Origin of the sequence: Nonomuraea sp. NPDC048892 (assembly GCF_040649735.1) — a bacterium.
Lineage (GTDB): Bacteria > Actinomycetota > Actinomycetes > Streptosporangiales > Streptosporangiaceae > Nonomuraea > Nonomuraea maheshkhaliensis.
Genome location: NZ_JBEZFZ010000002.1, coordinates 290,391 through 314,881, shown reverse-complemented (window position 1 = coordinate 314,881; position 24,491 = coordinate 290,391). Strand labels below are relative to the sequence as shown.

The 24,491-nt window shown below is 73.0% G+C and carries 18 protein-coding genes; 11 read left to right on the top strand and 7 right to left on the bottom strand.

What is annotated here, in order from left to right:
• Nucleotides 1-3 precede the first annotated feature (3 nt).
• Genes AB0C28_RS06910 through AB0C28_RS06900 form a run of 3 tightly spaced genes read right to left on the bottom strand, consistent with a single transcriptional unit; the run spans nt 4 to nt 2,779 of the window.
• Nucleotides 4-822, bottom strand: a complete 819-nt coding sequence (locus AB0C28_RS06910) for an ATP-binding cassette domain-containing protein (RefSeq protein WP_357841552.1) — start codon at nt 820-822, stop codon at nt 4-6.
• A complete protein-coding gene (locus AB0C28_RS06905) occupies nt 819-1,784 on the bottom strand; it encodes an ABC transporter permease (RefSeq protein ID WP_358073316.1) in 966 nt (321 codons plus the stop codon). Before AB0C28_RS06905 ends, AB0C28_RS06910 begins: the two co-directional genes overlap by 4 nt.
• An 8-nt stretch (nt 1,785-1,792) precedes the next feature.
• Nucleotides 1,793-2,779: a sugar ABC transporter substrate-binding protein gene (locus AB0C28_RS06900; RefSeq protein WP_358073315.1), complete on the bottom strand. Its 987-nt coding sequence runs from the start codon at nt 2,777-2,779 to the stop codon at nt 1,793-1,795.
• A gap of 151 nt (nt 2,780-2,930) precedes the next feature.
• On the opposite strand from AB0C28_RS06900, the gene AB0C28_RS06895 reads away from it, so the two are divergent.
• Nucleotides 2,931-3,977: a carbohydrate kinase gene (locus AB0C28_RS06895; protein ID WP_358073314.1), complete on the top strand. Its 1,047-nt coding sequence runs from the start codon at nt 2,931-2,933 to the stop codon at nt 3,975-3,977.
• Between the two features lie 40 nt (nt 3,978-4,017).
• Here the strand turns inward: AB0C28_RS06895 and AB0C28_RS06890 are convergent, their stop codons facing one another.
• The 3 genes from AB0C28_RS06890 to AB0C28_RS06880 are packed head-to-tail and all read right to left on the bottom strand — an operon-like array spanning nt 4,018 to nt 11,167.
• Nucleotides 4,018-8,172 (bottom strand): TIGR02680 family protein, encoded by a 4,155-nt coding sequence (locus AB0C28_RS06890; protein WP_358073313.1) that lies wholly within the window; start codon nt 8,170-8,172, stop codon nt 4,018-4,020.
• On the bottom strand, nt 8,169-9,509 hold the full coding sequence (locus tag AB0C28_RS06885) for a TIGR02678 family protein (protein WP_357841537.1): 1,341 nt from the start codon (nt 9,507-9,509) through the stop codon (nt 8,169-8,171). Before AB0C28_RS06885 ends, AB0C28_RS06890 begins: the two co-directional genes overlap by 4 nt.
• Nucleotides 9,506-11,167 carry a TIGR02677 family protein gene (locus AB0C28_RS06880; protein ID WP_358073312.1) on the bottom strand — a complete coding sequence of 554 codons (1,662 nt, stop codon included), beginning with the start codon at nt 11,165-11,167 and terminating at the stop codon, nt 9,506-9,508. Before AB0C28_RS06880 ends, AB0C28_RS06885 begins: the two co-directional genes overlap by 4 nt.
• A 283-nt stretch (nt 11,168-11,450) precedes the next feature.
• Between AB0C28_RS06880 and AB0C28_RS06875 the strand changes: the two genes are divergently transcribed.
• From AB0C28_RS06875 to AB0C28_RS06865, 3 genes are read left to right on the top strand one after another with little or no spacing between them, the layout of a single operon-like run.
• Complete coding sequence (locus AB0C28_RS06875; RefSeq protein ID WP_358073311.1) at nt 11,451-12,551, top strand: LacI family DNA-binding transcriptional regulator; 1,101 nt, start codon at nt 11,451-11,453, stop codon at nt 12,549-12,551.
• Complete coding sequence (locus tag AB0C28_RS06870; protein WP_358073310.1) at nt 12,548-13,663, top strand: mandelate racemase/muconate lactonizing enzyme family protein; 1,116 nt, start codon at nt 12,548-12,550, stop codon at nt 13,661-13,663. Before AB0C28_RS06875 ends, AB0C28_RS06870 begins: the two co-directional genes overlap by 4 nt.
• Nucleotides 13,664-13,697: 34 nt before the next feature.
• Complete coding sequence (locus AB0C28_RS06865) at nt 13,698-14,984, top strand: MFS transporter (protein WP_358073309.1); 1,287 nt, start codon at nt 13,698-13,700, stop codon at nt 14,982-14,984.
• Here AB0C28_RS06865 and AB0C28_RS06860 read toward each other — a convergent pair whose 3' ends face one another.
• Complete coding sequence (locus tag AB0C28_RS06860; protein ID WP_357841523.1) at nt 14,985-15,863, bottom strand: helix-turn-helix transcriptional regulator; 879 nt, start codon at nt 15,861-15,863, stop codon at nt 14,985-14,987.
• Between the two features lie 103 nt (nt 15,864-15,966).
• Here AB0C28_RS06860 and AB0C28_RS06855 point away from each other — a divergent pair, with 103 nt between their 5' ends.
• The 7 genes from AB0C28_RS06855 (at nt 15,967) to AB0C28_RS06825 (ending at nt 24,453) form a co-directional block, all read left to right on the top strand.
• Entirely contained in the window at nt 15,967-16,662 is a 696-nt protein-coding gene (locus AB0C28_RS06855) for an SDR family NAD(P)-dependent oxidoreductase (protein ID WP_358073308.1), read from the top strand.
• Nucleotides 16,663-16,856: 194 nt separating this feature from the next.
• Nucleotides 16,857-18,248, top strand: coding sequence for an alpha/beta hydrolase (locus tag AB0C28_RS06850; RefSeq protein ID WP_357841517.1), 1,392 nt, complete (start codon nt 16,857-16,859; stop codon nt 18,246-18,248).
• Nucleotides 18,249-18,454: 206 nt separating this feature from the next.
• Nucleotides 18,455-21,238 (top strand): Na+/H+ antiporter subunit A, encoded by a 2,784-nt coding sequence (locus AB0C28_RS06845; RefSeq protein ID WP_358073307.1) that lies wholly within the window; start codon nt 18,455-18,457, stop codon nt 21,236-21,238.
• Nucleotides 21,235-22,047 (top strand): Na(+)/H(+) antiporter subunit C, encoded by an 813-nt coding sequence (locus AB0C28_RS06840; protein ID WP_357841511.1) that lies wholly within the window; start codon nt 21,235-21,237, stop codon nt 22,045-22,047. The genes AB0C28_RS06845 and AB0C28_RS06840 overlap by 4 nt, the downstream gene beginning before the upstream one ends.
• A gap of 15 nt (nt 22,048-22,062) precedes the next feature.
• Complete coding sequence (locus AB0C28_RS06835; protein ID WP_357841509.1) at nt 22,063-23,619, top strand: Na+/H+ antiporter subunit D; 1,557 nt, start codon at nt 22,063-22,065, stop codon at nt 23,617-23,619.
• 16 nt (nt 23,620-23,635) lie between these two features.
• Nucleotides 23,636-24,196 (top strand): Na+/H+ antiporter subunit E, encoded by a 561-nt coding sequence (locus tag AB0C28_RS06830; protein WP_357841506.1) that lies wholly within the window; start codon nt 23,636-23,638, stop codon nt 24,194-24,196.
• Nucleotides 24,193-24,453 carry a monovalent cation/H+ antiporter complex subunit F gene (locus tag AB0C28_RS06825; protein WP_358073306.1) on the top strand — a complete coding sequence of 87 codons (261 nt, stop codon included), beginning with the start codon at nt 24,193-24,195 and terminating at the stop codon, nt 24,451-24,453. The genes AB0C28_RS06830 and AB0C28_RS06825 overlap by 4 nt, the downstream gene beginning before the upstream one ends.
• Nucleotides 24,454-24,491 lie beyond the last annotated feature (38 nt).

The window sequence follows — 24,491 nt, the reverse complement described above, 5'->3', positions numbered from 1 at the left end:
CCGTTACAGGCCGATCGCCTTCGCCGCGTCCTCGTCGGCGACCACGGACTTCCCGTCCGACAACTGGAGCGCGCCGGTCATGATGGCCACCACCTCGGCCATGCTGTGGTCGCGCGGGCTGAGCTCGGCGACCCTGCGGCCCAGGCGCTGGACGTGGACGCGGTCGGCGATCTCGAACACGTGCGGCATGTTGTGGCTGATCAGCACCACGGGGGTGCCCCGGTCACGGACCTGCCGGATGAGGTCGAGCACCTGGCCCGACTCCTTGACGCCGAGCGCCGCCGTGGGCTCGTCCATGACGACGACGTTCGTGGCCCACGCGACCGCCCTGGCCACGGCCACGCCCTGGCGCTGCCCGCCGGACAGCGACTCGACCGGCTGGGTGAGCGAGCGCAGTCCGATCTTGAGCTCGGCCATGTGCCGGGCCGACTCCTCCCGCATGCGCTTCTTGTCGAGCATGCGGAAGACCGTGCCGAGCAGGCCGGGTTTGCGCACCTCGCGGCCCAGGAACATGTTCGTCGCGATGTCGAGCGAGGCCGCGATGGCCAGGTCCTGGTAGACGGTCTCGATGCCGTGCCGGCGCGCGTCGAGGGGGTCGCGGAAGCGCACCGGCTCGCCGTCCAGCAGGATCTCGCCGGAGTCGGGCTGCAGCGCGCCGGTCAGCGCCTTGATCAGGCTGGTCTTGCCGGCGCCGTTGTCGCCGATGACCGCCAGCACCTCGCCGGGCATGAGGTCGAAGTCCGCGCCGTCGAGCGCGGTGACGTGGCCGTAGCGCTTGACCAGGCCACGTGCCTGGAGGACCGGCTTACGGGGGCTCGTCATCGGTTCCTCCTGCGGGAGAGCTGGTCGACGGTGACGGCGAGGATCACCAGGATGCCCGTGATGAGCGTCTGATAGATCGACGGTACGCCCATGAGCTGCAGCCCGTTGCGGAAGACGCCCACGATGAGCGCCCCGACGAGCGTCCCCAGGACCAGGCCCCGGCCGCCGAACAGGCTGGTGCCGCCGAGCACGACCGCGGTGATGCTGTCCAGGTTGTCGGTCTGGCCGGCCTGGGGGTCGCCGACGCCGGTGCGGCTGACCAGGAGGAGGGCGGCGATGCCGTAGACGAGGCCGGCCACCGTGTAGACGCCGACGGTCAGGCGGCCGGTCCTGATGCCGGTCAGGCGGGCCACCTCCGGGCTGTTGCCCAGCGCGTACACGTGCCGGCCCCACGCGGTGGAGCCGAGCAGGTACGCGAACAGCACGAACAGCAGGATCGTCAGCAGCGAGCCGTAGGTGACGTTCGTCTGGCCGACCTGGAACGTCTGCCCGAGCACCGTCAGCAGCGCGGGCAGCTCGGTCACCGTCTGTTCGTTGGAGTAGATGTGCGTCAGGGCGAAGACCACGTTCAGCATGCCCAGCGTCACGATGAACGGCGGCAGCGAGATCCGCGTCACCAGCAGCCCGTTGACCAGCCCGAACCCGGCGCAGACGGCGAGCCCGGCGGCCAGCGCGAGCACCGGCGGCAGGCCGGAGTCCACGGCCAGCTTGGTCATCACGATCCCGCCGAAGGCCATGATCGCGCCGCAGGCGAGGTCGATGCCCGCGGTCAGGATGATCAGGGTCTGCCCGATGGCCAGCGTGCCGACCACCATGACCTGCTGGATGATCAGCGAGAAGTTGGGCCCGGTGAAGAACTGGCCGCTGTTGACCCCGAAGAACAGGCAGGCCAGCACGAGCGCCACCAGCGGCCCGGCGACGGGGGTGGCGGCCAGGCGGCGCGGCAGCGTTGCTTGCGTCACTGCCATGCTCAGCCCCAGCAGTTGGCCAGGCCGAAGGCGGTGTCCTTGGCCTCGACGCCGGAGACGGCCTTGTCGGTGATGAGCGTGACGCCGGTGTCGGTGTAACCGCTGGCCTTCTGACCGCCCTTGGCGAACGCGGCCACGGCCTTGACGCCTTCCTCGGCCATCTTGAGCGGGTACTGCTGGCTGGTGGCGGCGATCTGGCCGGACTGCACGGCCTTGACGCCGGTGCAGCCGCCGTCCACGGAGACGACGAGCACGTCCTTGTCGCGGCCCTTGGCCTTCAGCGCGGTGTGCGCGCCGAGCGCGGCCGGCTCGTTGATGGTGTAGACGAGGTTGATGTCGGGGGCCTTCTGCAGGCAGTTCTCCATGGCGGTCTGGCCCTTGGCCTGGTCGCCGCGGGTGTCTTGAGAGCAGACGATCGACGGGTCGCCCTCCTGGACGCCGAATCCCTTGAGGAAGCCGTCGTGCCTGAGCTGGCCGACGGTGATGCCGGGGGCCAGGTCGAGGGTGGCGATCTTGGCGGGTTTGCCGGCCATGGCGGCCTTGGCGTACTGGCCGATGAGCTCGCCGGCCTTGAAGTTGTCGGTGGCGAACAGCGCGTCGGTGGCGTCCTGCGGCTCGGTGGGGGTGTCGAGGGCGATCACGAGCACGCCCGCGTCGCGCGCCTTCTTGATCGCCGGGACGATGGCCTTGGTGTCGCTCGGGGTGATGAGGATGCCCTTCACCCCGGCGGCGACCATGTTCTCGATCGCGGTGATCTGGCTGGCGTTGTCGCCGTCGAACTTGCCCGCGGCGCTCATCAGCTCCAGGCCGCCGTCCTGGGCGGCCTTCTGCGCGCCTTCCTTCATCTTGACGAAGAACGGGTTGGTCTCGGTCTTGGTGATCAGGCCGACCTTGGTGGCGGAGGCGCTCTGCGTGCCTCCTCCTCCGCCGCCGCAGCCGGCGACGAGCAGCACGGTGACCAGAATTCCGGCAGGAAGCTTCGCGTTCATTGCGGTTCCTAACAGGGTGGATTCGATGTCATCGTTGACATATGTCATCGTTGACATCGGCTGTGTTGCGATGATGAGCTTCGATCCGGGAAACGTCAATGCCCTGGTGCCGTAACGAATCGGCAACAGGCGGCGAGAGGCAGGCCGCACCATGATCGCTGTCCTGGGCGAGTGCGTCGCCGACGCCTTCACCGACACCCCCACCGCCCCGTCATCGGACGGGTCACCGGACGGACCGGCGGGCGGGTCAGGGATCGGGGTGGCGACCGGGGCTGTCAGCGGGTCAGCGGCCGGGGCTGTCGGCGGGCCGGTGGGGATGGCGTTGCGGGTGCTGCCTGGTGGCGGGCCCGCCAACACGGCGGTGGCGCTGGCGCGGCTGGGCACCGCCGCCCGGTTCCTGGGCCGGATCTCCCACGACGTCTTCGGCGACCTGTTCCGGGCACACCTGACCTCCTCGGGCGTGGACCTGTCGGCGGCCGTCGCGGCCGGGGAGCTGAGCACGCTGGCGGTCGCCGCGCTCGACGCCGACGGCCACGCCGTCTACACCTTCTACGCCGACGGCACCGCCGACTGGGGCTGGACCCCCGGCGAGCTGGACGATGACCGTCTCGGCCCGGCGTCCTGCCTGCACACCGGCTCGCTCGCGCTGGTCAGGCGGCCGGGCGGGGAGGCGGTGGAGGAGTTCGCCCGCGCCGCGCGCGCCCGTGCCACGGTCTCGATCGACCCCAACGTCCGCCCCGGCTTCGCCACCAGGGACGACTACCGGGTGGAGCGCTGGTGCGCGTGGAGCGACATCCTCAAGCTCAGCACCGACGACGTCGACTTCCTGCTGCCCGGCGTGCCGTACGAGCGCGCCTGCGACACCTGGCACGCCGCCGGCGCCCGCCTCGTCGTCGTCACCAAGGGTGCGGACGGCGCCCTGGTGTCCCTGGACGGCGAGCGCGCCGAGGTGCCGGCGCCCCGGGTGCGGGTCGTGGACACGGTCGGGGCGGGGGACGCGTTCACCGCTGGGCTGCTGCACGACCTGGAGGGCAGGGGCTTACTGGAGGGCCGCCTCGACGCCCTCGACCTGGAGACCGCCGTGGCGGCGGCCACGTTCGCGGCCGAGGTGGCGGCACTGACGTGCTCGGTCCCCGGCGCCGACCCGCCCTGGCGCGCCCAGCTCACCGGACGCCGGTCGCCCGGCCCCACCCGGTAGCCGTTCCCCCGCGAACGACGCCGATCGCCCGTACCGGACGTCAGTCGCCTGGGACCGTGCGGTAGCCGTTCCAGACGAAACGGGCGGTCGTCACCGCGTCGTCGCCGTCGCCCGTGATGAGCTGGTGGATCGCGATGCCGTCCAGCTCCCGGTATTCGCACCACTCGTGGTCGGAGGTGAGCACCAGGTCCAGCCCCAGGTCCACGAGCAGGTCGAACACCTGCCCCCGGTTCGTCCTGTCCACCCCGACGAACACCTCGTCCAGCAGGATGAACCGCGGGCACCCTGGATCGGTCTGATAGTGCGCGGCCACGGCGGCGAACAGCGGCAGGTGCAGCGCGATCGCCTTCTCCCCGCCCGACAGCGCCCCGTGCAGCTTCCTGGTCAGCTCCTGCCAGCCCTGCCCGTCCCCTCGGTCGAGCCGGACCACGAACCGGTGCCAGGCCGTGTAGTCGAGCACCCTCATCAGCTGGTCCTCCCAGCTCGCCGAGGAGTCGTCGGCCCGCGCCTCCTCCACGCGGTCCATGAAGAAGACGTACAGGGCCTCCTTGTCGGCCTCGCTCAGCCCGGCGGGGTCGCGCAGCAGCAGGTCGCGGGCGGCACGGGTGCCGGGCGCCTGGGTGGGGTCCACCTGCCACACCAGCCGCACCGCGACCCGGGAGGCGGTGCGGACGCGTTCGAGACGCTGGTTCATGCTCTCGACCAGGGCGGTCGCCTGCCTGATCCGGTCGGCGAGGTGCCGCCGCGTGTCGCCGGCCAGCGTGCGGTCGAACAGGTCCCGCTCGGCCTCCGTGATGTCGGTGCGCCGCTCGTCGCGCTCCTCGCGCAGCGCCTGGCTGAGCGCGGTGGCGCCCGCCCGCACGCCGTTGACGGTGGCGGTGAGCACCTGCACGTCCTCGTCCGGCGCCAGTTCCAGGTCCGCGCGGCCGGCCAGGATCTCCCTGGCGTGGTGGAAGGCGTCCTGCAGCCGCGTCTCGGCCTCCCTGACATGCTTGTGCTCGTACGGGACCGCCGCCAGCTCCCCTGCCACGGCCCTGGCCGCCTCCAGCACGGCCCGCGTCCCGGCCTCCGGCGCCAGCTCGATCGTCACCCCGGCGTCGACCGGCAGGTGCCCGGCCGCCAGGCGGCGGAAGCGCCTGGACACCTCGTCGCGCGCCCGCCTGGCCTCGGCGTGCCGCTCCTCGGCGGTGCCGAGCTCACCCCTGAGCCGGCCGAGCTCGGCGTTCAGCTTCGCCAGGCCGTCGTTGATCGACTTGATCAGTCGGCGGCACGCCTGGTGAGCCCCTTGGGCCTCGCGCAGCCGTTCCAGGACGTGCGCGTGCGCGGGCCCGTCCTCGCGATCGATGCCCGGCTTGATCGCGGACTCGACGGCGGTCAGCCGCTCGGCCAGCACCATCGCGGCGGCGGCGGCCTCCTCGGCCCGTTCGACGGCCTGGACGGCGAGGCGCTCGTACTCGCCCGCCGTCGCCTCCGCCTGCTCGGCGCGTTCCCGGGCGGCGCGGGCGTCGGCGCGGCGGTCGTGCCAGACGGTGCCGGTCGTCTCGGCGGTGCGCAGCGCCTCCTCCAGGTTGTCCAGCGCGGGCGGCGCGGCGGGCAGGGCATGCCGGTCGGCCAGCTCGGTGAGGCGGCGCAGCGACCGGCCGACGTCCTGCTCGCGCTCGCGCAGGCGCTGCTCGCCGGCCCGCAGCCGGTCCTCCAGCAGCGCGACCTTGCGCACCGCGCCGTCGAGGTCATGGAGCGCGTCGGCGTACGGCGTCCTGTCGGGCCTGCGCCGCAGCTCGGCGACCAGCGTGTCGCGGTCGGCCTCGATGACGGCGAGCAGGTGGTCGCACTCGGCGATCCGACCGGCCAGCTCGCCGAGCCGGTCGTCGAGCTCGGCGACGCGGCGGCGCCTGGCGCGTTCGCGGGCGGTGGCGCCGATGTAGGAGGGCTCGGGTTTGACCCAGCGGCCCGCCGCCGGGCCCAGCCGCCAGGTGCCGTCGGCGCCGATGACGGCGGGGTGGTCGACGCCGATCGCGGTGGGCGCGAACGCGATCCCGGCCAGCACGGTGTCGGCGGACACCGGCGAGTCGGACTCGGTGAACAGCACGTGGGCCAGGCTGTAGCCGGGCGCGGGCCTGGACAGCGCGGCCACGGCGAACGCGTCGTGCTCGCCCGCGTCGAACCCGCCGTCGGGGCGCAACCACAGGTCGAGCAGCCCCGACGCCTCCAGCGCCGCCTCCAGCCCGGCCTGGGCGACCGGGTCGAGCCCGGACCTGAACGCGATGGCCCGCCACAGCGGGGTCCCCGGCCGTCCCGGCCTGGCGGCGGTGGCCCGCGCGTGCGGGGCGGGCGGTTCCAGTAGGGCCTGGTCGGTGAGGCTTTCGCGCTCCCTGGCCAGCTCGGCCCGCTCGGTGAGCAGCCCGGCGCGCCGGCTGGTGACGTGCTGCTCGCGGGTGGTCAGCTCGACGGCGGCCATCGTACGGGCGGTGCCGACCAGGTCGTCGGCCCGCTCGAAGTCGGCGGCCAGGCCGGCGAGCGTGCCGGGGTCGAGCTGGAGCTGCGCGCAGCCGCCCGCCCAGTCGGCCAGGGCGGCGGCCAGGTCGCTGGCGCGTTCCTCGCACCGGCGCCCGGCCCGTTCGTGCGCCTCCTGAGCGGCGGCCAGGTCGTCGCGGGCCTGGTCACGCTCGTGCTCGGCCTCGGTGCGGCGCCTGACGGCCTCGTCGTGCCGGACGGCGCCCGCCCTGACGTCCCTGATCTGCGCGGCCCGGCTGGTGACGGCGGCCCGCAACAACTCCCGCGCCCGCCGCACCACCTCATCACTGTCGGCCCCCCGGCCGGCAGTCACGCCACCGTCGGGCTCGGGGATGGGTCGTGGGGGGTCGCTCGTGTCGTCAAGCTGGGTGGGCTCGGCCGGGGGGCCTGCGGGGGCCTCGGCGGCGACCGCTCGTTCGCTCTCCTCGTGCACGCTCAGCAGGCCGGCGCGTTCGGCCGCGTGGCGGGCCTCCGCGCGGGCGCGATCCGCCAGGGCCGCGGCGGCGCGGGCGACGCCGGCGGCGCGGGCCGACAGGTCCTGCTTGGCGGTCACCGCTCGGGCCGCCTGGCCCGCCTGGTCGCGCAGCCCTGCGGCCAGGTCGTGGGCCGCGCGCGCCTCGGTGCGCAGCCGGTGCAGGTCGCCGCCCGTCCGGTACGCCTCGCTCTCCTTGAGCCCGTCGATCTGCGCGGCCAGGGCCAGCTCCTGGGCCTCCTCCTCCCCCAGCCGCATCGACGTGGCGTCGAGCTCCCGTTCGGCCTCCTTGAGCCCGTCGCGCCTGGCCTTGACCTCGGCGGCGAGCGTCTCCAGCGTGTGGCCGGCCGAGGTGACGGCGTGGGCGGCGGCCCGCAGGACGCGCTGGGCGTAGCCGCGCTGCCGGACGGCCAGCCGGTCGGCCTCCTCCACATCGCGGTCGAGCAGCCGCAGCTCCTCGCGCCGCCGGTCGAGCCGTTCGAAGCCTTCGGCGATCTCGTGGATCTCGCCCTCGCCCAGCGGTGGCAGCGCGCTGGACAGCAGCTCCGACAGCAGCCCAGGGTCGAGCCGCTCGGACAGCTTGGGGGTGCGGAGCTGGCGCAGTGCGGTGAGCAGGGAGTCGTAGCGCTGCTCGTTGAGCCCCGGGTAGAGCGTCTGGCGCACGGCGGTGCGGTAGGAGGCGGCCGATTCGTGGACCGTGCCACAGCCGTCGAGCTCGTCGGCGAGCTGCGCCTTGGTCAGCGGCTGGCCGGCCTCGCCGCTGAGGCTGACGCCGTCGGGGGTGCCGACGCGGGCCTCGGTGGTGAAGTAGGTGGCGGTGACGTTCTTGGTGTGGACGGTGGCCTGCAGCCGGGCGCCGCAGGTGAACCAGCGGCCGTCGGCGTGCCGGAACTCCAGCCACACGTAGCCCACCCGGGTGGCGCCGCCGGCGCCGTCGCCCATGAGGTTCCAGTGCATGGTGCGCTCGGTGCCGCCGAACGTGGACAGCCGGCTCGGCTTGAGGCTGGCGTCCAGCACGTACGGCAGCAGCAGCTCCAGCACCTTGGACTTGCCGCTGCCGTTCGGCCCGCGCAGCAGCAGCCGCCCCCGGTGGAACTCGAACACCTCGTCGTAGTAGCGCCACACGTTGAGGATCCCGGCGCGTACGGGAGTCCAGCGGGCGTCCATCCCGTGCGCGGGGCGCGACGGGGTGAGCTCGGTGACCGTCAAACTTCCTCCTGTACGTGCGAGGCCCGCAGCCCGAGGCCTGGGTGCTGCGGACGGTTGCGGTAACGGGCGGCGGCGGGCAGGGCGGCGATCCGGCCCCCGGCACGGCGGGCCAGCCCGAACGACGTGAGCACCTCAAGCGCGTCGGCGGCCAGCCGCGGCCCGCCCCCGTCGGACTGGTACGCCTTGGCCCACTGAGGGAAGCGGCGCAGCAGCCCGGCCGCCTCGGCGTCGAGCCTGGCGTCGGTGACGGGGCCGGAGGTGACGAGCAGGTCGAGCATGAGCAGGGCGGCCACCTTGGCGTGGCTGCCGTCGTCGGGGAAGCGGGTGTCGGTGGCGATGCCGTCGGGGTCGATGAGCAGGAAACCCTCGGCCCGCTCCTCCAGCACGAACCCGGCCTCTCCCGCGGCCCGGCGCAGCAACCGGCGGCCGGTGAGGGAGTCGGCGTAGGCGGCCTGGTCGGGGGTGAGCTCGTCGCGGTGGACGACGGGCTCGTCCAGCAGGCGGCGGATGAGCGAGTGGCGGGCCCAGAGGGTGCGCTGCGTCGTGGTCGGCTCGTCGCCGCCGTAACGCGCCTCGAACGTCAGCCCCGCGAGCACCGGTGACCCCTCCCCCACTAGATCCTTCGACACCGCGCCCTCCCTCATCGGGGCGGCGCCCGCGGCCGGATGCCCGCCGGACGGCGCGGTGCCGGCGTGCGCGTCCGGCGCGGCCGGATGCCCGCCCAGCTCGGCGGCCACGCGGGACGGCGGGACCGGGGCGGCCAGCAGCCGGATCACGCGGGTGGTGTCCACCCGGTAGAGCACCTTGGCGTCCTCGTCGTCCAGGTAGGCGTCGGTGGCGCCGTCCATGGCGGTGAGCGCCCCGTAGTGCTCAAGCAGCTTGAGCGCGTCCACGAACGCGGCCCGCTCCTCGCTCCTGACCGGGTCGAACGCGGGCACCCCTTCCTCCACGGCGGCCGCCTGCACGACCCGCTGGGCCAGCATCCCGATCGTGGTGACCGGCGAGGTGAGCAGCTCGGCCGCGCACAGGCAGAGCAGCGTGTAGCGGCGGCGGTCGAACGGCGCCCTCGTGGTACGGCGGCGGCGCGCGGGCCGGGTGGCGCCGGGCTCGGTCTTGACCTTGACCAGGCGGGCGTACCCCTGGCGCGGCTCCACGACCAGCCGCCAGCCGCAGAAGTAGTCGAACCACTGGATCAGGGGCCGGCGCCGCTTCCTGATGAGGTCGAACGCGGCCGGGTCGTCGTGCCGGGACACCAGGGGGCGGCCGAGCAGGGTCCTGATCGCGCGGGCGATCTCCTCCTTCTCGGCCCGGACGAGCTGGTTGGCCAGGCTGCTCATTCGCCCGCCGCCCGCCCGCGCAGCCCGGCCCCGCCGCGGAGCTCACCACGGAGATCGCGGGCCTCGCCCAGGGCGCGTACGTCGATGAGGTAGTCGGGTCCCCTGAACCAGCCCTCGGGCGTGCGCAACACCGCCACCGCGCCGTCGTCGGGAGCCCGCAGCACGATCTCCACCCTTCCGTCGGAGGTGACGGCCCGCCGGAAGCCGGTGGAGTCGGGCCGCTCGGCCAGGGCCCGGCCGAGCAGGTCGAGCAGCCGGCCGAACGTGTCGTGGTCGAGGTCGCCCATCCGCGACAGCCGCATCGCGCCGGTGGTGACCAGCGCCGCCCAGGCGGCCTCCAGCTCGGCCCGCTCCCGCCCGGCCCGCGCCCTGCGCTGGGCCCGCAACGCCGCCACGTCGCGCACCCGGCCGGTCCGGCCCATCCGCTCGGTACGGCCGCGCGAACGCAGCAGCGCCGACACCTCCACCGGCTCGGCCAGCGCCCAGGGCACCCCGGCCGGGATCAGCTCGGCGTCGGCGTGCCCGAGGTGGGCGTGGCGGGCCGAGCCGAGCCCGAAGGCCGCCTCCCACAGCCGGTGCGCGTCCTGCTCGCCGGGCGCGGCGGCGAACCAGCGGGCCAGCGTACGGAAGTCGGCGGCGGCGCTGGAGGAGCGGCGGCGCGAGTCGGTGATCCGGTCGAGCACCTGGAGCAGCGAGACGATGGCCCGCCGCGCCACGTCGTGCAGCTGCCGCACGCGCGGCCGCGGGTCGGCGGCCCCCTCCTCGGGGGCGAACCACTGCCGCAGCCCCTCCCACTTGGCCTGCCTGGCCACCAGCCACGGGCCCGCGTGGTCGGCGCCGGGCACGGCGGGCAGGTCGGCGCCGTCGAGCGCGCGGGCGTGCAGCACGGCGACCCCGTTGCCGGAACCGTGGCCGGCCCCATGACCGGCCCCGTGACCGGCCCCGTGACTGGCCCCGTGACTGGCCCCGTGACCGGCCACCGCCCGCACGCCGGCCGCGACGGCGTCGCCGCGCTGCTCCAGGTTGGTCACGAACTCCTGGAGGTAGGCCACCGTGGCCGCCTTGACCTCGTGGAACGTGCCAATGTCCGCGCCTTCGACGCGCAGCAGGCGTTGCAGCTCGCCGTTGAAGCGCTGGGTGTTGCCGCGCAGCCCGTCGAGGTGGCACTCCAGCTCCTGGAGCGCGGTGAAGATGCGCCGGTTGCGCCCGGGGTCGGGGTCGCGGAGCAGGCCGTCCAGCTCGCGCAGCCGGTCGGCGATGGCGTCGAGCACGGCCGTCTGCAGCGCGCCGGCCGACTCCAGCGCGGCCATGGCGTGCCGTACGCCCGCGACCGCCGCCTCGCCCCGCCTGGTCAGCGAGTAGTGCAGGTTCCTGCGCTCGTACTCCTCGGCGGTGGCGAAGCTGCCGGCGTGGTTGAAGATCACGTCGAGCAGGCCCCAGCCGGCGAGCTGTTTGAGCGTGGCGGCCAGCTCCTGCTCGCGTACGGGGGCGTACCAGCCCGTCTCGCGCAGCCGTTCGCGGACCTGCTCGACCGTCAGGGCCGTTTCGAGCCGTTCGCCGGCCTCGCCGAAGGCGTGCAGGACCGCCGTGTGCAGGTCGGCCCGCTCGGTGGTGGTGAACCGGAACATCTCCGGCGGCACCCGTGGCGGCTCCGCCATCGCCCCGCTCCCCTCGCCGCACGATTGTCCGGACGCCACCGTAGCGGGAGAGACCGGCGGCGGGACCGCTGTTTGCGAGCAGATCACGGGCGTTCGGCGCACGCATGGGAACGCCAGGGGGCGGTATGGCCGGGTTCGGGATAGCGCGCGTGATCCCGGTCGGCCAGGACGGCCCCTGGCGTCACGGCCGGAGTCCGGAGGGGGCTTGTCGCTTCGTCCCACGACGAGGTAACGTGCGGCTTTGTCCACAGTTATCGATAACAGCGCGGAGAGTAGCCGGACGGTGGCGGAGACGAAGGCGACGATCTACACGGTCGCGCGGGCGGTCGGGGTGAGTGCCCAGACGGTGTCGCGGGTCCTCAACGGGACCGGCCAGGTCAGCGAGAAGACCAGGGCCGCCGTGCTGGCCGCGATCGAGGCGCAGGGCTACCGGCCCAACGCGGTCGGCAGGAGCCTGCGCGCGTCCCGTACGCCGATGGTCGGGGTGCTGGTGGCCGACATCGGCAACCCCTTCTACGCTCGGTTGCACCGCGCCATCGAGCGCCGGCTGTCCGGCAGCGGCTACTCGCTGATGCTGATGAACTGCGACGACGACGCCCGCATCGAGCGCCGCCAGCTGGAGCTGCTGCGCTCGTACCGGCCGACGGGGCTGGTCATCGTCCCGTCGGTGGGCAGTTCGCTGAGCGCGGCCGACCTGCCGGCGTTCGGGCACGTGGTGAGCGTCAGCCGGGTGCTGGAGGGGCTGCCCGTGCCCGCCGTCGTCACCGACGAGCGGGAGTCCGTCGGGGCGGCGGCGGAGGAGCTGATCTCGTACGGGCACACGGAGATCGCCCTGATCGCCGGCCCGCAGAAGGCGTCCACCACCCGGGCCCGCGAGGAGGGCTTCCGCGCGGCCCTGGCGCGGCACCCCGGGCGGCGCGGGATCGTCCGGCACACCGACGGGACCCGGGCGGGCGCGCAGGCCGCGGCCGCCGAGCTGCTGAGCACGCGGCCCGGCCCGACCGCAACGGGCCCGACCGCGATGATCGGGTTCAACGCGCTGGTCACGGAGGGGATCGTCAGCGCGATCATGGCGGCCGGCCTGCGCTGCCCCGAGGACGTCTCGGTGATCGGGTTCACCGACGCCGGCTGGATGACACTGCACCGCCCGCCCATCTCCGTGATCGACCAGCCCGTGGAGGAGATGGGCGCCCTGGCCGGGCGGCTCCTGCTCGACCTGGCCGCGGGCGAGAGCGTCGCCCCGGGCCCGCGGGTGGTGCCGAGCACGCTGGTCCGGCGCGGCTCCGTCGCCGCGCCCACCGCGACGGGTGCCGCGCCGGACACGGAGGGCAGCGCGCCGTCCACACAAGTCACCGTGTCGGCCGCGAAGGAGGAGGGGTCATGAAGATCGTCGGGGTGGAGACGCACGTCGTCACCGAGCGGCTGCGCACGCCGTTCGGCATGTCCCAGTGGCACTGGGAGACGCGCTCCAGCTGCCTCGTCGAGATCGTGACCGACGAGGGCGTCACCGGGTGGGGCGAGTGCTTCGGCCCGGCCGAGGGGAGCCGGGCGCTGATCGAGACGGTGTTCGCCCCGCTCCTGCTCGGGGCGGACGCGTTCGAGCACGTGGTCCTGTGGGAGTCGATGTACAACCGCAGCCGCGAGTGGGGCCGCGCGGGGGTGCCGATCGCCGCGATCTCGGGCATCGAGATCGCCCTGTGGGACGCCGTCGGCAAGGCTCTGGGCCAGCCGGTGCACCGGCTGCTCGGCGGGCGTGCGCCGGCCTCGTTCGACGCGTACGCCTCCGCGTTCTACTACGACGGCGAGTGGGCCGGCGACCTGGAGGCGGAGGCGCGCCACCTCCTCGATCAGGGGTACCGGCACGTCAAGATGAAGGTCGGCGCCGACCTGCGCTCCGACGTCGAGCGCGTGCACCGCGTCCGCGCGGCGCTCGGCCCCGAGACACAGCTGGCCGCCGACGCCAACCGCGGCTACACGACGGCGGAGGCGCTGACGTTCGCCCGCGAGACCGAGTCCGACGGGCTGTGGTTCTTCGAGGAGCCGGTCATCCCCGAGGACCTGGCCGGCTACCGCGAGCTGCGGGCGGCCACGGCGGTGCCCATCGCGGGCGGCGAGTCGGCGTACACGCGGTGGGGGTTCGCCGAGCTGATCGAGTCGCGGGCGGTGGACCTGCTCCAGCCCGACGCCACGGCCTGCGGCGGGCTGCGCGAGACGCTGCTGATCGCCGGCATGGCGAGCGTCCACGGCATCCCGACGCTGCCGCACGTGTGGGGGTCGGCGATCACGGTGGCGGCCGGGCTGCACCTGGCCACCGCGCTGCCGGTGGTGACCCCTTCGCTCGGGCGCACGCCGCCGGTCATCGAGCTCGACCAGGCGCCCAACTCGTTCCGCCAGACCCTGTCGGACCTGGAGATCGGGCCGGTGATGTCCGTGCCTCAAGGTCCTGGGCTCGGCATCGAGATCGACCGTTCGGTGATCGAGGCGTATCGGGCCTGACCACCACCACAGTTCCAGCACTAAGGAAGACCCCGTGCCATCGGATCAGCGTTCCACCCCGCACCCCCTCCCCTCCACCGCCCCCTCGCTTCCGCACAAGTGGCTGCGCATCAGCGGCCTGCTGCTCGTCGGCCTGTTCGTCGCCTACCTCGACCGCTCGAACCTGTCGATCGGGATCAAGAACATCAGCACCGACCTCGGCTTCGCCGGCGACGGCTTCGCCGCCACGTCGAGCCTGGCGCTGACCGCGTTCCTGGTCGGATATCTGATCTCGAACTTCCTCGGCGGCTTCCTCACCGCCCGCGTGGACGCCAAGTGGATCCTGCTCGTCACGGTCGCGGGCTACTCGGTGTGCACGCTGCTCATCGGGTTCACCGACTCCGTGGGGGTGCTCGTCGCGCTGCGCGTGGGAGTGGGCATCTTCGAGGGGGTCTACTGGCCGCAGCAGTTCAGGATGGCCAAGGCCTGGTTCGACGAGCGGGAGATGACCAGGGCCAGCGCCATGATCCAGTACTACGGGCAGTATCTCGCGCTGGCGCTCGGGTTCTTCCTGCTGACCCCGATCGAGGCGTCGTTCGGCTGGCGGCCGATGTTCTGGGCGCTCGGCGCGATCGGCCTCCTCGTGATCCTGCCGCTCTACGCCCGTTTCCTGCCGACGGCGCCGGGCACCACGATCCGGGCCACCCCGGAGGAGGGCGCGCGCAAGAAGCTCACGTTCGCGTCCTTCGGCGGCGGGCGGTTCTTGCTGCTCGTCTTCAGCTACTTCGCCAACGGCATGCTGTTCTGGGGCATCACGCTGTACATCCCGCTGATCGTGCCGACGTTCGGGTTCGCGCCGAGCGTCAACGGGCTGCTGTCGGCGGCGCCGTACCTGGTCTCGCTGCTGCTCACGGTGCCGATGATGATCCTCGGCGACCGTTCGGGTCGGCGCGGGCCCATCGCGATCTCCGGCCTCGTGGTGGGAGGCGTGCTGCTGGCGTGCGTGGCGCTGACCGGGTCACCGGTGGCGCAGTTCTCGCTGATCTGCCTCGGGCTGGGCTATTTCACCGCCGCGTACACGCCGAACATCTGGGCGATCGCGGTGACCGACCTGCCCGCGCACGTGGTGGGCCCGGCCACGGGCATCATCAACGGCTTCGGGGCCGGCGGGGGCGGCGTCGTGGCGGGCGCCCTGGTGGGCGCGCTGCTGGCGGCCACGGGGACGTACACGCTGGGGCTGTCGATCCTGGGGCTGGTCGCCATCCTGGGCGGGCTCTCACTGTTCCTCTATACGAGGATGCGCCCCGCGGTCCCCGAGGTCCCCGAGGTCACCGCCGCCTGATCACGGCGTGGGGAACGGGCCGCGCGGCGAGGGCGGGGAGCCGTCGGCGGACAGGCCGTTGGTGACCCGCAGGAACTCCAGCTTCTCCGCGTCGGCCGAGTTCGCCGCCACCGTGTAGACGACGAGCCTGACCTCGCAGCCGGGCACGGTGAGCACGTCGCAGTCGCACGTCACCTCGCCGACCTGGGGATGCACGATGACCTTGCGGGCGGAGACGTGCCGGCCGACCGCGCCCTCGTCCCACAGCCGGGAGAACTCCGCGCTGGTGGCGCGCAGTTCGGCGACGAGGCCGCTCAGGCCGCGGTCGGCCGGGTGGTCGACGATCGCGGTCCGCAGGTCGGCGACGAGGGCGGGGCCGAGCGCGTCGCCTTCGTTCAGGACTGGCCAGGCGGCAAGCCCGCGCGGCCCGGTGGCGAAGACCGCCCGCACCAGGTTCCGCTCGGCCGGTGACCGGGTGGCGGGGTCGCCGAGCAGCACCGCCCACGCGGGCGTCCAGGACAGCAGGGTCCAGTCGGCGGCGAAGACCCCGACGGGGAACTCGCCGAGGCGGGCCACCATCCGCTGCACCCCGGCGGGGACGTGCGTGGAGATCGTCCCGTCGCGCGGCGGGAGCAGGCCCGCCAGCCGGTAGGCGTGGTCGCGTTCGGCGGGCGCCAGTTGCAGCGCCCTGGCCAGGCTCGCGACGACCTGCTCCGACGGGCGCGTGGCGCGGCCCTGCTCCAGCCGTACCACGTAGTCGACGGACAGGCCCGCCAGCTCGGCCAGCTCTTCGCGGCGCAGCCCGGCCGCGCGCCGCCCGGCCCGCGCGATCCGCCCGACGTCGGCGGGAGAGAGCCGGTCGCGCCAGCGGCGCAGCGCCGTTCCGAGAGTCTCGTCCACGATTTCCATCCTGCCTCGCGCCCGGCCGTCCTGCCTGGTACTGGCCGACCCACCGTCGCGCGGGGCACTGGCCGGCCGTCCAGCACCGGCCGAGAGTGGACGCATGACCACGACGTTCATCACCGGAGCCAACAAGTCCCTCGGGTACGAGACCGCCCGCCGCCTGATCGAGGCCGGGCACACGGTCCTCGTCGGCGCCCGCGACCCCGAGCGCGGCCGGGCCGCCGCCGACGCGCTCGGCGCCCGTTTCGTCCAGATCGATGTGACCGATGACACGTCGGTGGCCGCGGCCGCCGCCGACGTCGAGGCGCACGAGGGCCACATCGACGTCCTCGTCAACAACGCGGGCGTGCACGGGACGCACAAGCCCGCCGACCGGATCACCGCCGCCGACGCCAGGGAGGTGCTGGAGGTCAACGTGGTGGGAATCGTCCGGGTGACGCACGCGTTTCTGCCTCTGCTGCGCCGGTCGGCGAACCCGGTCATCGTCAACGTCTCCAGCGGCATGGGGTCGTTCGCGGCCACCCAGGACCCTTCCCGCCCCGAGTCGAAGGCGGTCGCGCCGCTCTACTCGCCGTCGAAGGCGGCCGTGACCATGCTGACGATGCAGTACGCCAAGGCGCTGCCCGAGGTGAAGGTGAACGCGGCCGACCCGGGCTACACCGCGACCGATTTCAACGCGCACGCGGGGCCGCAGACGGTGACCGAGGGCACGGACGCGATCGTCGAACTGGCCACCATCGGTGAGGACGGGCCGACCGGGGTCTTCCGTGACCGGAGGGGCCCGATGGCCTGGTGAGACCGGTCGGAATGAGGGCGGGGAGGCGCGATTTTTCTTTACTAAAATCGCTATCCCTTGCCCTGCCGCCGACCTGGGCAAATGCGCGCCCTAAACGATCTGACGGCACTTGCGGTGGATCTTTTCGGTTGCCTATAAAGGTCCTCGAATCATTTGCCTACCCATGTCTGAGTATGCGAATTCTAAGTAGAGTCATGACGCCCGCCGTCGCAGGCCTGCTCGCTGTCGCGGGCCCCGCCTGCCCGGTCAGGGCCGCGGAGTCCGGCGGGCTTGACGCTTACTACCGACAGCGACCGGCCTGGACCGCCTGCGGCAACGGTTACGAGTGCGCGGACATCACCGTCCCCCTCGACTACGCCAAGCCGGACGGCAAGAAGATCAAGGTCAGCCTGACCCGTCTTCCCGCCACCGGCAAGAGGATCGGCTCTCTCGTGCTGAACTTCGGCGGCCCGGGCGGCTCGGGCGTGGCAGCGCTGAAGGGCAGCGGGGCCACGGTCTCGGCGGCCGTGCGTGAGCGGTTCGACATCGTCAGCTTCGATCCCCGGGGCGTCGGCGGCTCTTCGCCGGTGCGCTGCCTGGACACCGTCCGGCAGGACACCTACCTCGCCCTCGACCCCACCCCGGACAACCGCACCGAGGCCAAGCGGGCCGACAAGTGGGACAAGGTGTTCGCCAAGTCCTGCCTGGCCCACTCGGGCAAGGCGCTGCTGTCCCACGTGGGCACCGTGGACGTGGCCAAGGACATGGACGTGCTGCGCTCCGCGCTGGGCGACGAGCGGCTCAACTACCTGGGCTTCTCCTACGGCACCTACCTCGGCTCGATCTACGCCGACCTGTTCCCGAAGCGCATCAGGACGATGGTGCTCGACGGCGCGGAGGACCCCTCGCAGCCCGCCGCGGACTTCTACGCGGACCAGGACCGCGGGTTCGACGTGGCGACGAAGTCGTTCCTGCGCAACTGCTTCAAGTCGAAGGACTGCCCGTTCCGCGTGCACACGGTCAAGGCGGCGATGAAGCAGCTCGACGAGCTGTACCAGCGCGCCGACGCCTCGCCGCTGCGCAACGACCACGACGGCAGGCAGGTCAACGAGGCCATCGTGCGCACCGCGGTGAACGCCGCCATGTACCAGTCCTCCAGCTGGCCGCTGCTGCGGCAGGCGCTGGCGAAGGCGTACGAGAGCGGCGACGGCACCAGGCTGCTGCTGCTGGCGGACGGCTACAACGGGCGCATGCCGGACGGCAGGTACGACAACAGCCTCGACGCCCTCATGGCCGTCAACTGTGTCGACCACCCCGAGGAGCCGTGCCCGTACTGGCCGGTCAAGGGCACCCGCTACCCGAAGAAGGTCAAGGCCGACGGCGCCCCGCCGATCGTGGTCGTGGGCACCACGCGTGACCCGGCGACGCCGTACAAGCTGGCCAAGGCGCTGGCGGGGCAGCTGTCGAAGGGCGTGCTGCTGACCAACGACGCCGACGGTCACACCGGCTACGCCACCGGCTCGGACTGCCTGGACGCCAAGGTGGACCGGTACCTGATCACGGCGGTGGCGCCGAAGCCGAGCACCTGCACGAGCACCAAGACCTGAGGGCCGCGCACACAAAACCGCGCGCACGACCGCGCACACAAACCGCGCACACGACCGCGCACACAGAACGTCACCAGTCCCACCCCTCGGTGTGGGACTGGTGACGTTCGGGTCAATCCCGGCCGCGCCTGCGTGGCCGCGGTGGCGCGGAGGGGCAGATTGGGCGGATGTAACCGGAGATTCCCGCCCGAGAGCCCGAGGAGCCCGTGGGTCCCCTGCAGCCTGTCGAGTCGCTGCTGATTCTGCACGCGGTCGCCGCGGTCTGTGCTCCCTGGCTGGTCCCACGCCTGGGCCGGGCCGTATCCTTCGCGCTGCTGGCCCTGCCTCCTGCGGCCGGCTTCGTCTACGCGGGCTGGGCGGGATGGCGCGGGCTGCCCGCCCGCGAGAGCACCCCGTGGGCGCCGGTCATGGGCCTGGAGTTCTCCTTCCGCCTCGACCCCCTGGCGCTGCTGATGACGGCGCTGGTGACCGGGGTCGGCGTGCTCGTGCTCTGCTACAGCGCCCGTTACTTCCCCGAGGGCGACGAGGGGCTCGGCCGCTACGGCGGTGTGATGGTGGCCTTCGCCGGGTCGATGCTGGGCCTGGTCACCGCCGACAACCTGCTGCTGCTGTACGTGTTCTGGGAGCTGACCACGGTCTTCTCCTACCTGCTCATCGGGTCCGACCCGCAGAGCCGGGTGAGCAGGCAGGCCGCGATGAAGGCGCTCACGGTCACCACGCTCGGCGGGCTGGCGATGCTGGCCGGGTTCGTGCTGCTCGGGCAGGCGGCGGGAACGTACCGGATCTCGGAGATCGTGGCCAGTCCGCCCGGTCTCACGCCCGTCGCCGTGCTGCCGGTGCTGGTGGGCGCGCTGTCGAAGTCGGCGATCTTCCCGTTCAGCACGTGGCTGCCGGCCGCGATGGCCGCGCCCACGCCCGTGTCGGCGTACCTGCACGCGGCGGCCATGGTGAAGGCCGGGGTGTACCTGCTGGCCCGGCTGGGGCCCGCGTACGGCGACCTGGTGGTGTGGCGGGCGGTCGCGGTGCCGCTCGGCGCGGTGACGATGCTGCTGGGCGGCTGGCGGGCGCTGCGGGAGAACGACCTGAAGCGGCTGCTGGCCTACGGGACGGTCGGCCAGCTCGGCTTCCTGGTGCTGCTGTTCGGGGCGGGCACCAGGAGCGCGGCGCTGGCCGGCGTGGGGATGCTGCTGGCGCACGCCTTGTTCAAGGCGGCGCTGTTCCTGGTCGTGGGCATCGTGGACCGCGCGGCCGGCACCCGGGACCTGCGCGAGCTGAGCGGGGTCGGGCGGGCGATGCCGTGGGTGTGCGCGGCGGCGGTGCTGGCGGGCGCGTCGATGGCGGGGCTGCCGCCGCTGGCCGGGTTCGCCGGTAAGGAGGCGGCGCTGGAGGCGCTGGTGGGCTCGCCGGCGCTGGTGGGCGTGGTGGCGGGCTCGGCGCTGACGGCGGCGTACACGCTGCGCTTCCTGTGGGGGGCGTTCGCCGGCAAGCCGGGCGTGCCGGCGCGTCAGGTGCGCCCGACGCCGGCGGCCATGTCCGCTCCCGCGGCGCTGCTGGCCGTGCTGGGGCTGGTGCTCGCGCCGCTGACCTCCTGGTACGGCGGCGCGATGTCCGGCTACACGAACACCTTTCGCGAAGCGGGTCATCACGCCCATCTCGTGCCGTGGAGCGGCTTCACACCCGCGCTGCTGCTGTCGGCGCTGGCGCTGGCGGCCGGGCTGCTGCTCTTCCTGACCAGGGCCCCGGTGGCGCGGGCGGGGGCGGCGCTGCACGTGGCCGACTCCGGCCAGCTCTTCTGGCTGGCCGTCCGCCGGCTGGACCGGTTCGCCATCCAGCTCACCGGTTTCATCCAGCGCGGATCCGTGCCCGACTACCTGATGCTGACGCTGCTGGCGGGGGTCGGGGTGGGGCTGTTCTCGGTCGTGTACGGCGGCGCGCCCCACGTGGACGTCCCGATCCTGCTCTGGCAGCGGCCCGAGCAGCCCGTCGTGGTGACGCTGCTGGCCGCCGCCGCCGTGCTGGCGCTGTTCTCCCGCGCGTACGTGCTCCTCGCCCTCGTCGTCGGCCTCACCGGCTACGGCACCGCCCTGCTGTTCCTCGCCCACGGCTCGCCCGACCTGGCGCTGACCCAGTTCCTGGCCGAGACGCTGAGCCTGGTGGTGTTCGCCCTGGTGCTGCGGCGGCTGCCGATCCAGCCGGTCAGGGGACGGGTGCCGGTCGCGGTCAGGCTGGCGCTGGGCCTGGCGGCGGGCGTGGTGGCCGCGGGCGGCGGCATGGTGGCCATGGCGGCGCGCGGCACCGAGCCGGTCGGGGCGCTGATGGAGGAGGCGGCGGAGCGGTCCGGCGCGCGCAACGTGGTCAGCGCCATCATCCTCGACATCCGGGCGTGGGACACGCTGGGCGAGAGCGCGGTGATCATCGTGCTGACGCTGGGCGTGACCAGCATGGTGTTCCTGCGGCGCAGGTCGTACAGCATCGAGCGGGGCGGGGCCGGGCACCGCGCGGAGGAGCGCCCGCACTGGCTGGCGGCCACGCTGCCGCGCGGGCAGGCGGCGCTGGCGCTTGAGGTGGTGGCCAGGCTGACGTTCCACACCGTGCTCACGCTCTCGGTGTTCCTGCTGTTCATCGGGCACAGCGGCGTCGGCGGGGGGTTCGCGGGCGGCATCGTGGCCGGGCTGGCGATCACCGTGCGCTACCTGGCGGGCGGCAGGAACGAGCTGGCCACGTCCGTGCCCGTGCACGCGGGCGTGCTGATGGGGGCCGGGCTGACACTGTCGGCGGGCACGGCGCTGATCGGGCTGCTGTTCGGCCGGGCGGCGCTGGAGATGCTGGCCACGGACGTGAGCGTGCCGCTGCTGGGGCACGTGCACCTGTCCACGGGCCTGCTGTTCGACCTCGGCGTGTACGTCTCCGTCATCGGCATGGTCCAGGACGTCCTGCGTGGCCTGGGCGCGGAGCTGGACCGGCAGATCGACGCGGAGGAGACCCCGTGAACAGCGTCTCCCTGCTGCCCTTCGCCGCCTGCTGCATCATGATCACCGTCGGGGTGACGCTGCTGCTGGAACGGAGCCTGGTCCGCGTCCTGGCCGGCGTCATCGTGCTGGGCAACGGGGTGAACCTGCTCATCGTGACCGCGGGCGGCGACGCGGGCGGCCCGCCCTTCGTCGGCCGGTCCGGCATGGCCGACCCGCTGCCGCAGGCCATGGTGCTCACCGCCATCGTGATCACGCTGGGCGTGACCGCGTTCCTGCTGGCCATGGTGCACCGCTCGTGGCAGCTCACCGGCAGCGACGAGGTCCAGGACGACACCGAGGACCGCCGGGTGCGGCTGCGTTCCCGGCGCGGCGAGCTGGGCGACGCCGTCCGCGCCAAGCGCGACGCCTACCGGCGGCTGGTCGTCGAGCAGCGGGCCGAGCTGGCGAACCTGGAGGCCGAGCAGGCCGAGCGGGAGCGGCTGGAGGAGGCCGACCTGGAGCAGCGCATCTCCCGGGTGCACAGCGAGCTCGAACAGTGGGCCAGGCGGCTGCGCGAGCAGGGCCTGCCGGAGGAGGAGCTGCAGCTGCGCCTGGAGGAGGCCGGGCTGCGCGACGACACGGGCGCCATGTCGAACCTGGAACGCATCGAGCAACTGCGCGAGGAGTACGAGCGCAGGCGGGCCGGGCAGGCCGCCGGCGAGAAGGAGATGCTCAAACAGCTCAAGGCGCGCCAGAAGGAGGCGCGTAAGCAGATGCGGCAGGCCATCAGGGAGGAGCGGGAGCGGCAGGCGCTCGCGCAGGACCCCGAACTGGAGGGCGACGACTGACCCATGGACGGTCCCGTGCCCCTTTCCAGCCTCGTCTGCGTGCCCGTGCTGCTGCCGCTGCTGGCGGCCGGGGTGAAGCTGGCGATCGGCGGGCGGCTGCGCCGGCTGCAGTCGCTCATCAGCCTCGTCACGCTCGGCCTCTCGCTCGCCGTCTCGGTGGTGCTGCTGGTCGCGGCCGACACGAGCGGGCCACTGGTGACCGAGCTGGGCGGCTGGGCGGCCCCGGTCGGGATCTGCCTGGTCGCCGACCGGCTCTCCACGCTGGTGCTGGTGGTGTCGTCGGCGGTGACGCTGTGCGTGATGGCGTACTCGGTGGCCAACTCCTACGACGAGCAGGAGCACGACGCGCCGATGGCGATCTTCCATCCGGCGTTCCTGGTGATGGTGGCGGGGGTGGCGGACGCGTTCCTGTCGGGGGACCTGTTCAACCTGTTCGTGGCGTTCGAGCTGCTGCTGAGCGGTTCGTACGTGCTGCTCACCTTCGGCGGCACCGAGGCCAGGATCCGGGCGGGGGCGACGTACACGCTGATGGCGCTGGCCTCGTCGATGTTGTTCCTGATCGCGCTGGCCATCACCTACGGCGCCACAGGGACGCTGTCGATGGCGCAGCTGGCCGAGCGCTTCGCCACGCTGCCCGAGCAGGTGAAGCTGCTGGTGGAGCTGACGCTGCTGCTGGCGTTCGCGATCAAGGCGGCGATCTTCCCCATGTCGGCGTGGCTGCCTGACTCCTACCCGACCGCGCCCGCCCCGGCCACGGCCGTGTTCGCCGGGCTGCTCACCAAGGTCGGCGTCTACTCGATCATCCGGCTGGAGGCGCTGCTGTTCCCCGGCGGGCCGGTCTCGACGCTGCTGATGTGGGTGGCGCTGGCCACCATGCTGACCGGGGTGCTCGGCGCGGTGGCGCAGACCGACATGAAACGCATGCTCTCCTTCACGCTGGTCAGCCACATCGGGTACATGGTGTTCGGCGTCGGCCTGTCCACGGTGGCCGGGCTGGCCGGGGCCGTCTTCTACGTGGTGCACCACATCACCGTGCAGACGAGCCTGTTCCTGGTGGTGGGGATGGTCGAGCGGCGCACCGGCACCACGTCGGTGACCCGGCTGGGCGGGCTGATGCGGGCGGCGCCGCTGATCGCCGTGCTGTTCTTCGTCCCGGCCATGAACCTGTCGGGCATCCCGCCGATGTCGGGATTCCTGGGCAAGCTCATGCTGGTGCAGGCGGGGCTGGCCGAGGGAGGGTGGCTGCCGGTCACGCTGGTGGCGGCCGGCCTGGTGACGAGCCTGCTCACGCTGTACGCGGTCGCGAAGGTGTGGGGCAAGGCGTTCTGGCGCGGCCCGAGGGCCGACCGCATGGGCCGGGTCGTGGAGAGCGAGGAGCGTACCGGCGAGGACCCGGTCGTGACCACGACCGCGCTGCCCGCCGCGCTGCCGCTGTCGGTGGCGGCGCTGGTCACGCTGGGGTTGTCGTTCACGGTGCTGGCCGGGCCGCTGTCGGCGCTGGCGCAGCGGGCGGCGGCGGAGCTGATGGCGCGTGAGCCGTACATCTCGGCGGTTCTGGGGAGGCATCCGTGATTTCGGGGAGGCATCCGTGAGACGGCGGGATCTGACGACCGGGCGGATCTCCAGGCGGTTCGTCGTGCGGATCTTCGGGCGGCGGGTGCCGCTGCCGCTGGTGGCCTGGCTGGCGCTGGTGTGGGTGACGTTGTGGGGCGACGTGTCGGTGGGCAACGTGCTGGGCGGGGTGGCGGCCGGGCTGGTGGTGACGTGGCTGCTGCCGCTGCCCGTTCTCGACCCGGGGATCCGGATCCATCCGGCGGGGCTGGTGCGGTTCCTGCTCTGGTTCGGCTGGGACATGGTGACCTCGACCGTGCGGGTGGTGTTCTGGGTGGCGCATCCCGGCCGGCCGCCGGCGCAGCTCGTGCTGGTGCCGCTGCGCACGTCGTCCGAGGCCATGACCGTGATCGTCATGGTGGCGCTGTCGACCGTGCCCGGCAGCCTGGTGCTGGAGGCCTACCCGAGGGCGCTGATGCTGCACGTGCTGGGGCGGCCCGGCGACATCGCGGACGCCGTACGGACGGACGTGGCCGCGCTGGAGGCGCGCGTGGTGGCGGCGTTCGGCACCCGCGGGGACCGGAAGGAGCTGGAATGACGTCGGTGTACGCGGTGACGCTCGTGCTGCTGGGGGCCGGGGCGGCTGCCTCGCTCTACCGGGTGGCGCGCGGGCCCACGATGCTGGACCGGGCGATGTCGCTGGACGTGTTCACGTCGCTGTCGATGTGCGGCGTCGGGGCGTTCGCGGTGGCCAGGGACGACTACTCGGACCTGCCGATCCTGCTGGTGCTGTCCCTGCTGGGCTTCGTCGGGTCGGTGTCGCTGGCCAGGTTCTTCTCGGGGAGGTCGCGGTGAGGTCTCGTGGTGCCGGTTCCGGCGGCGTGACAGCGGTG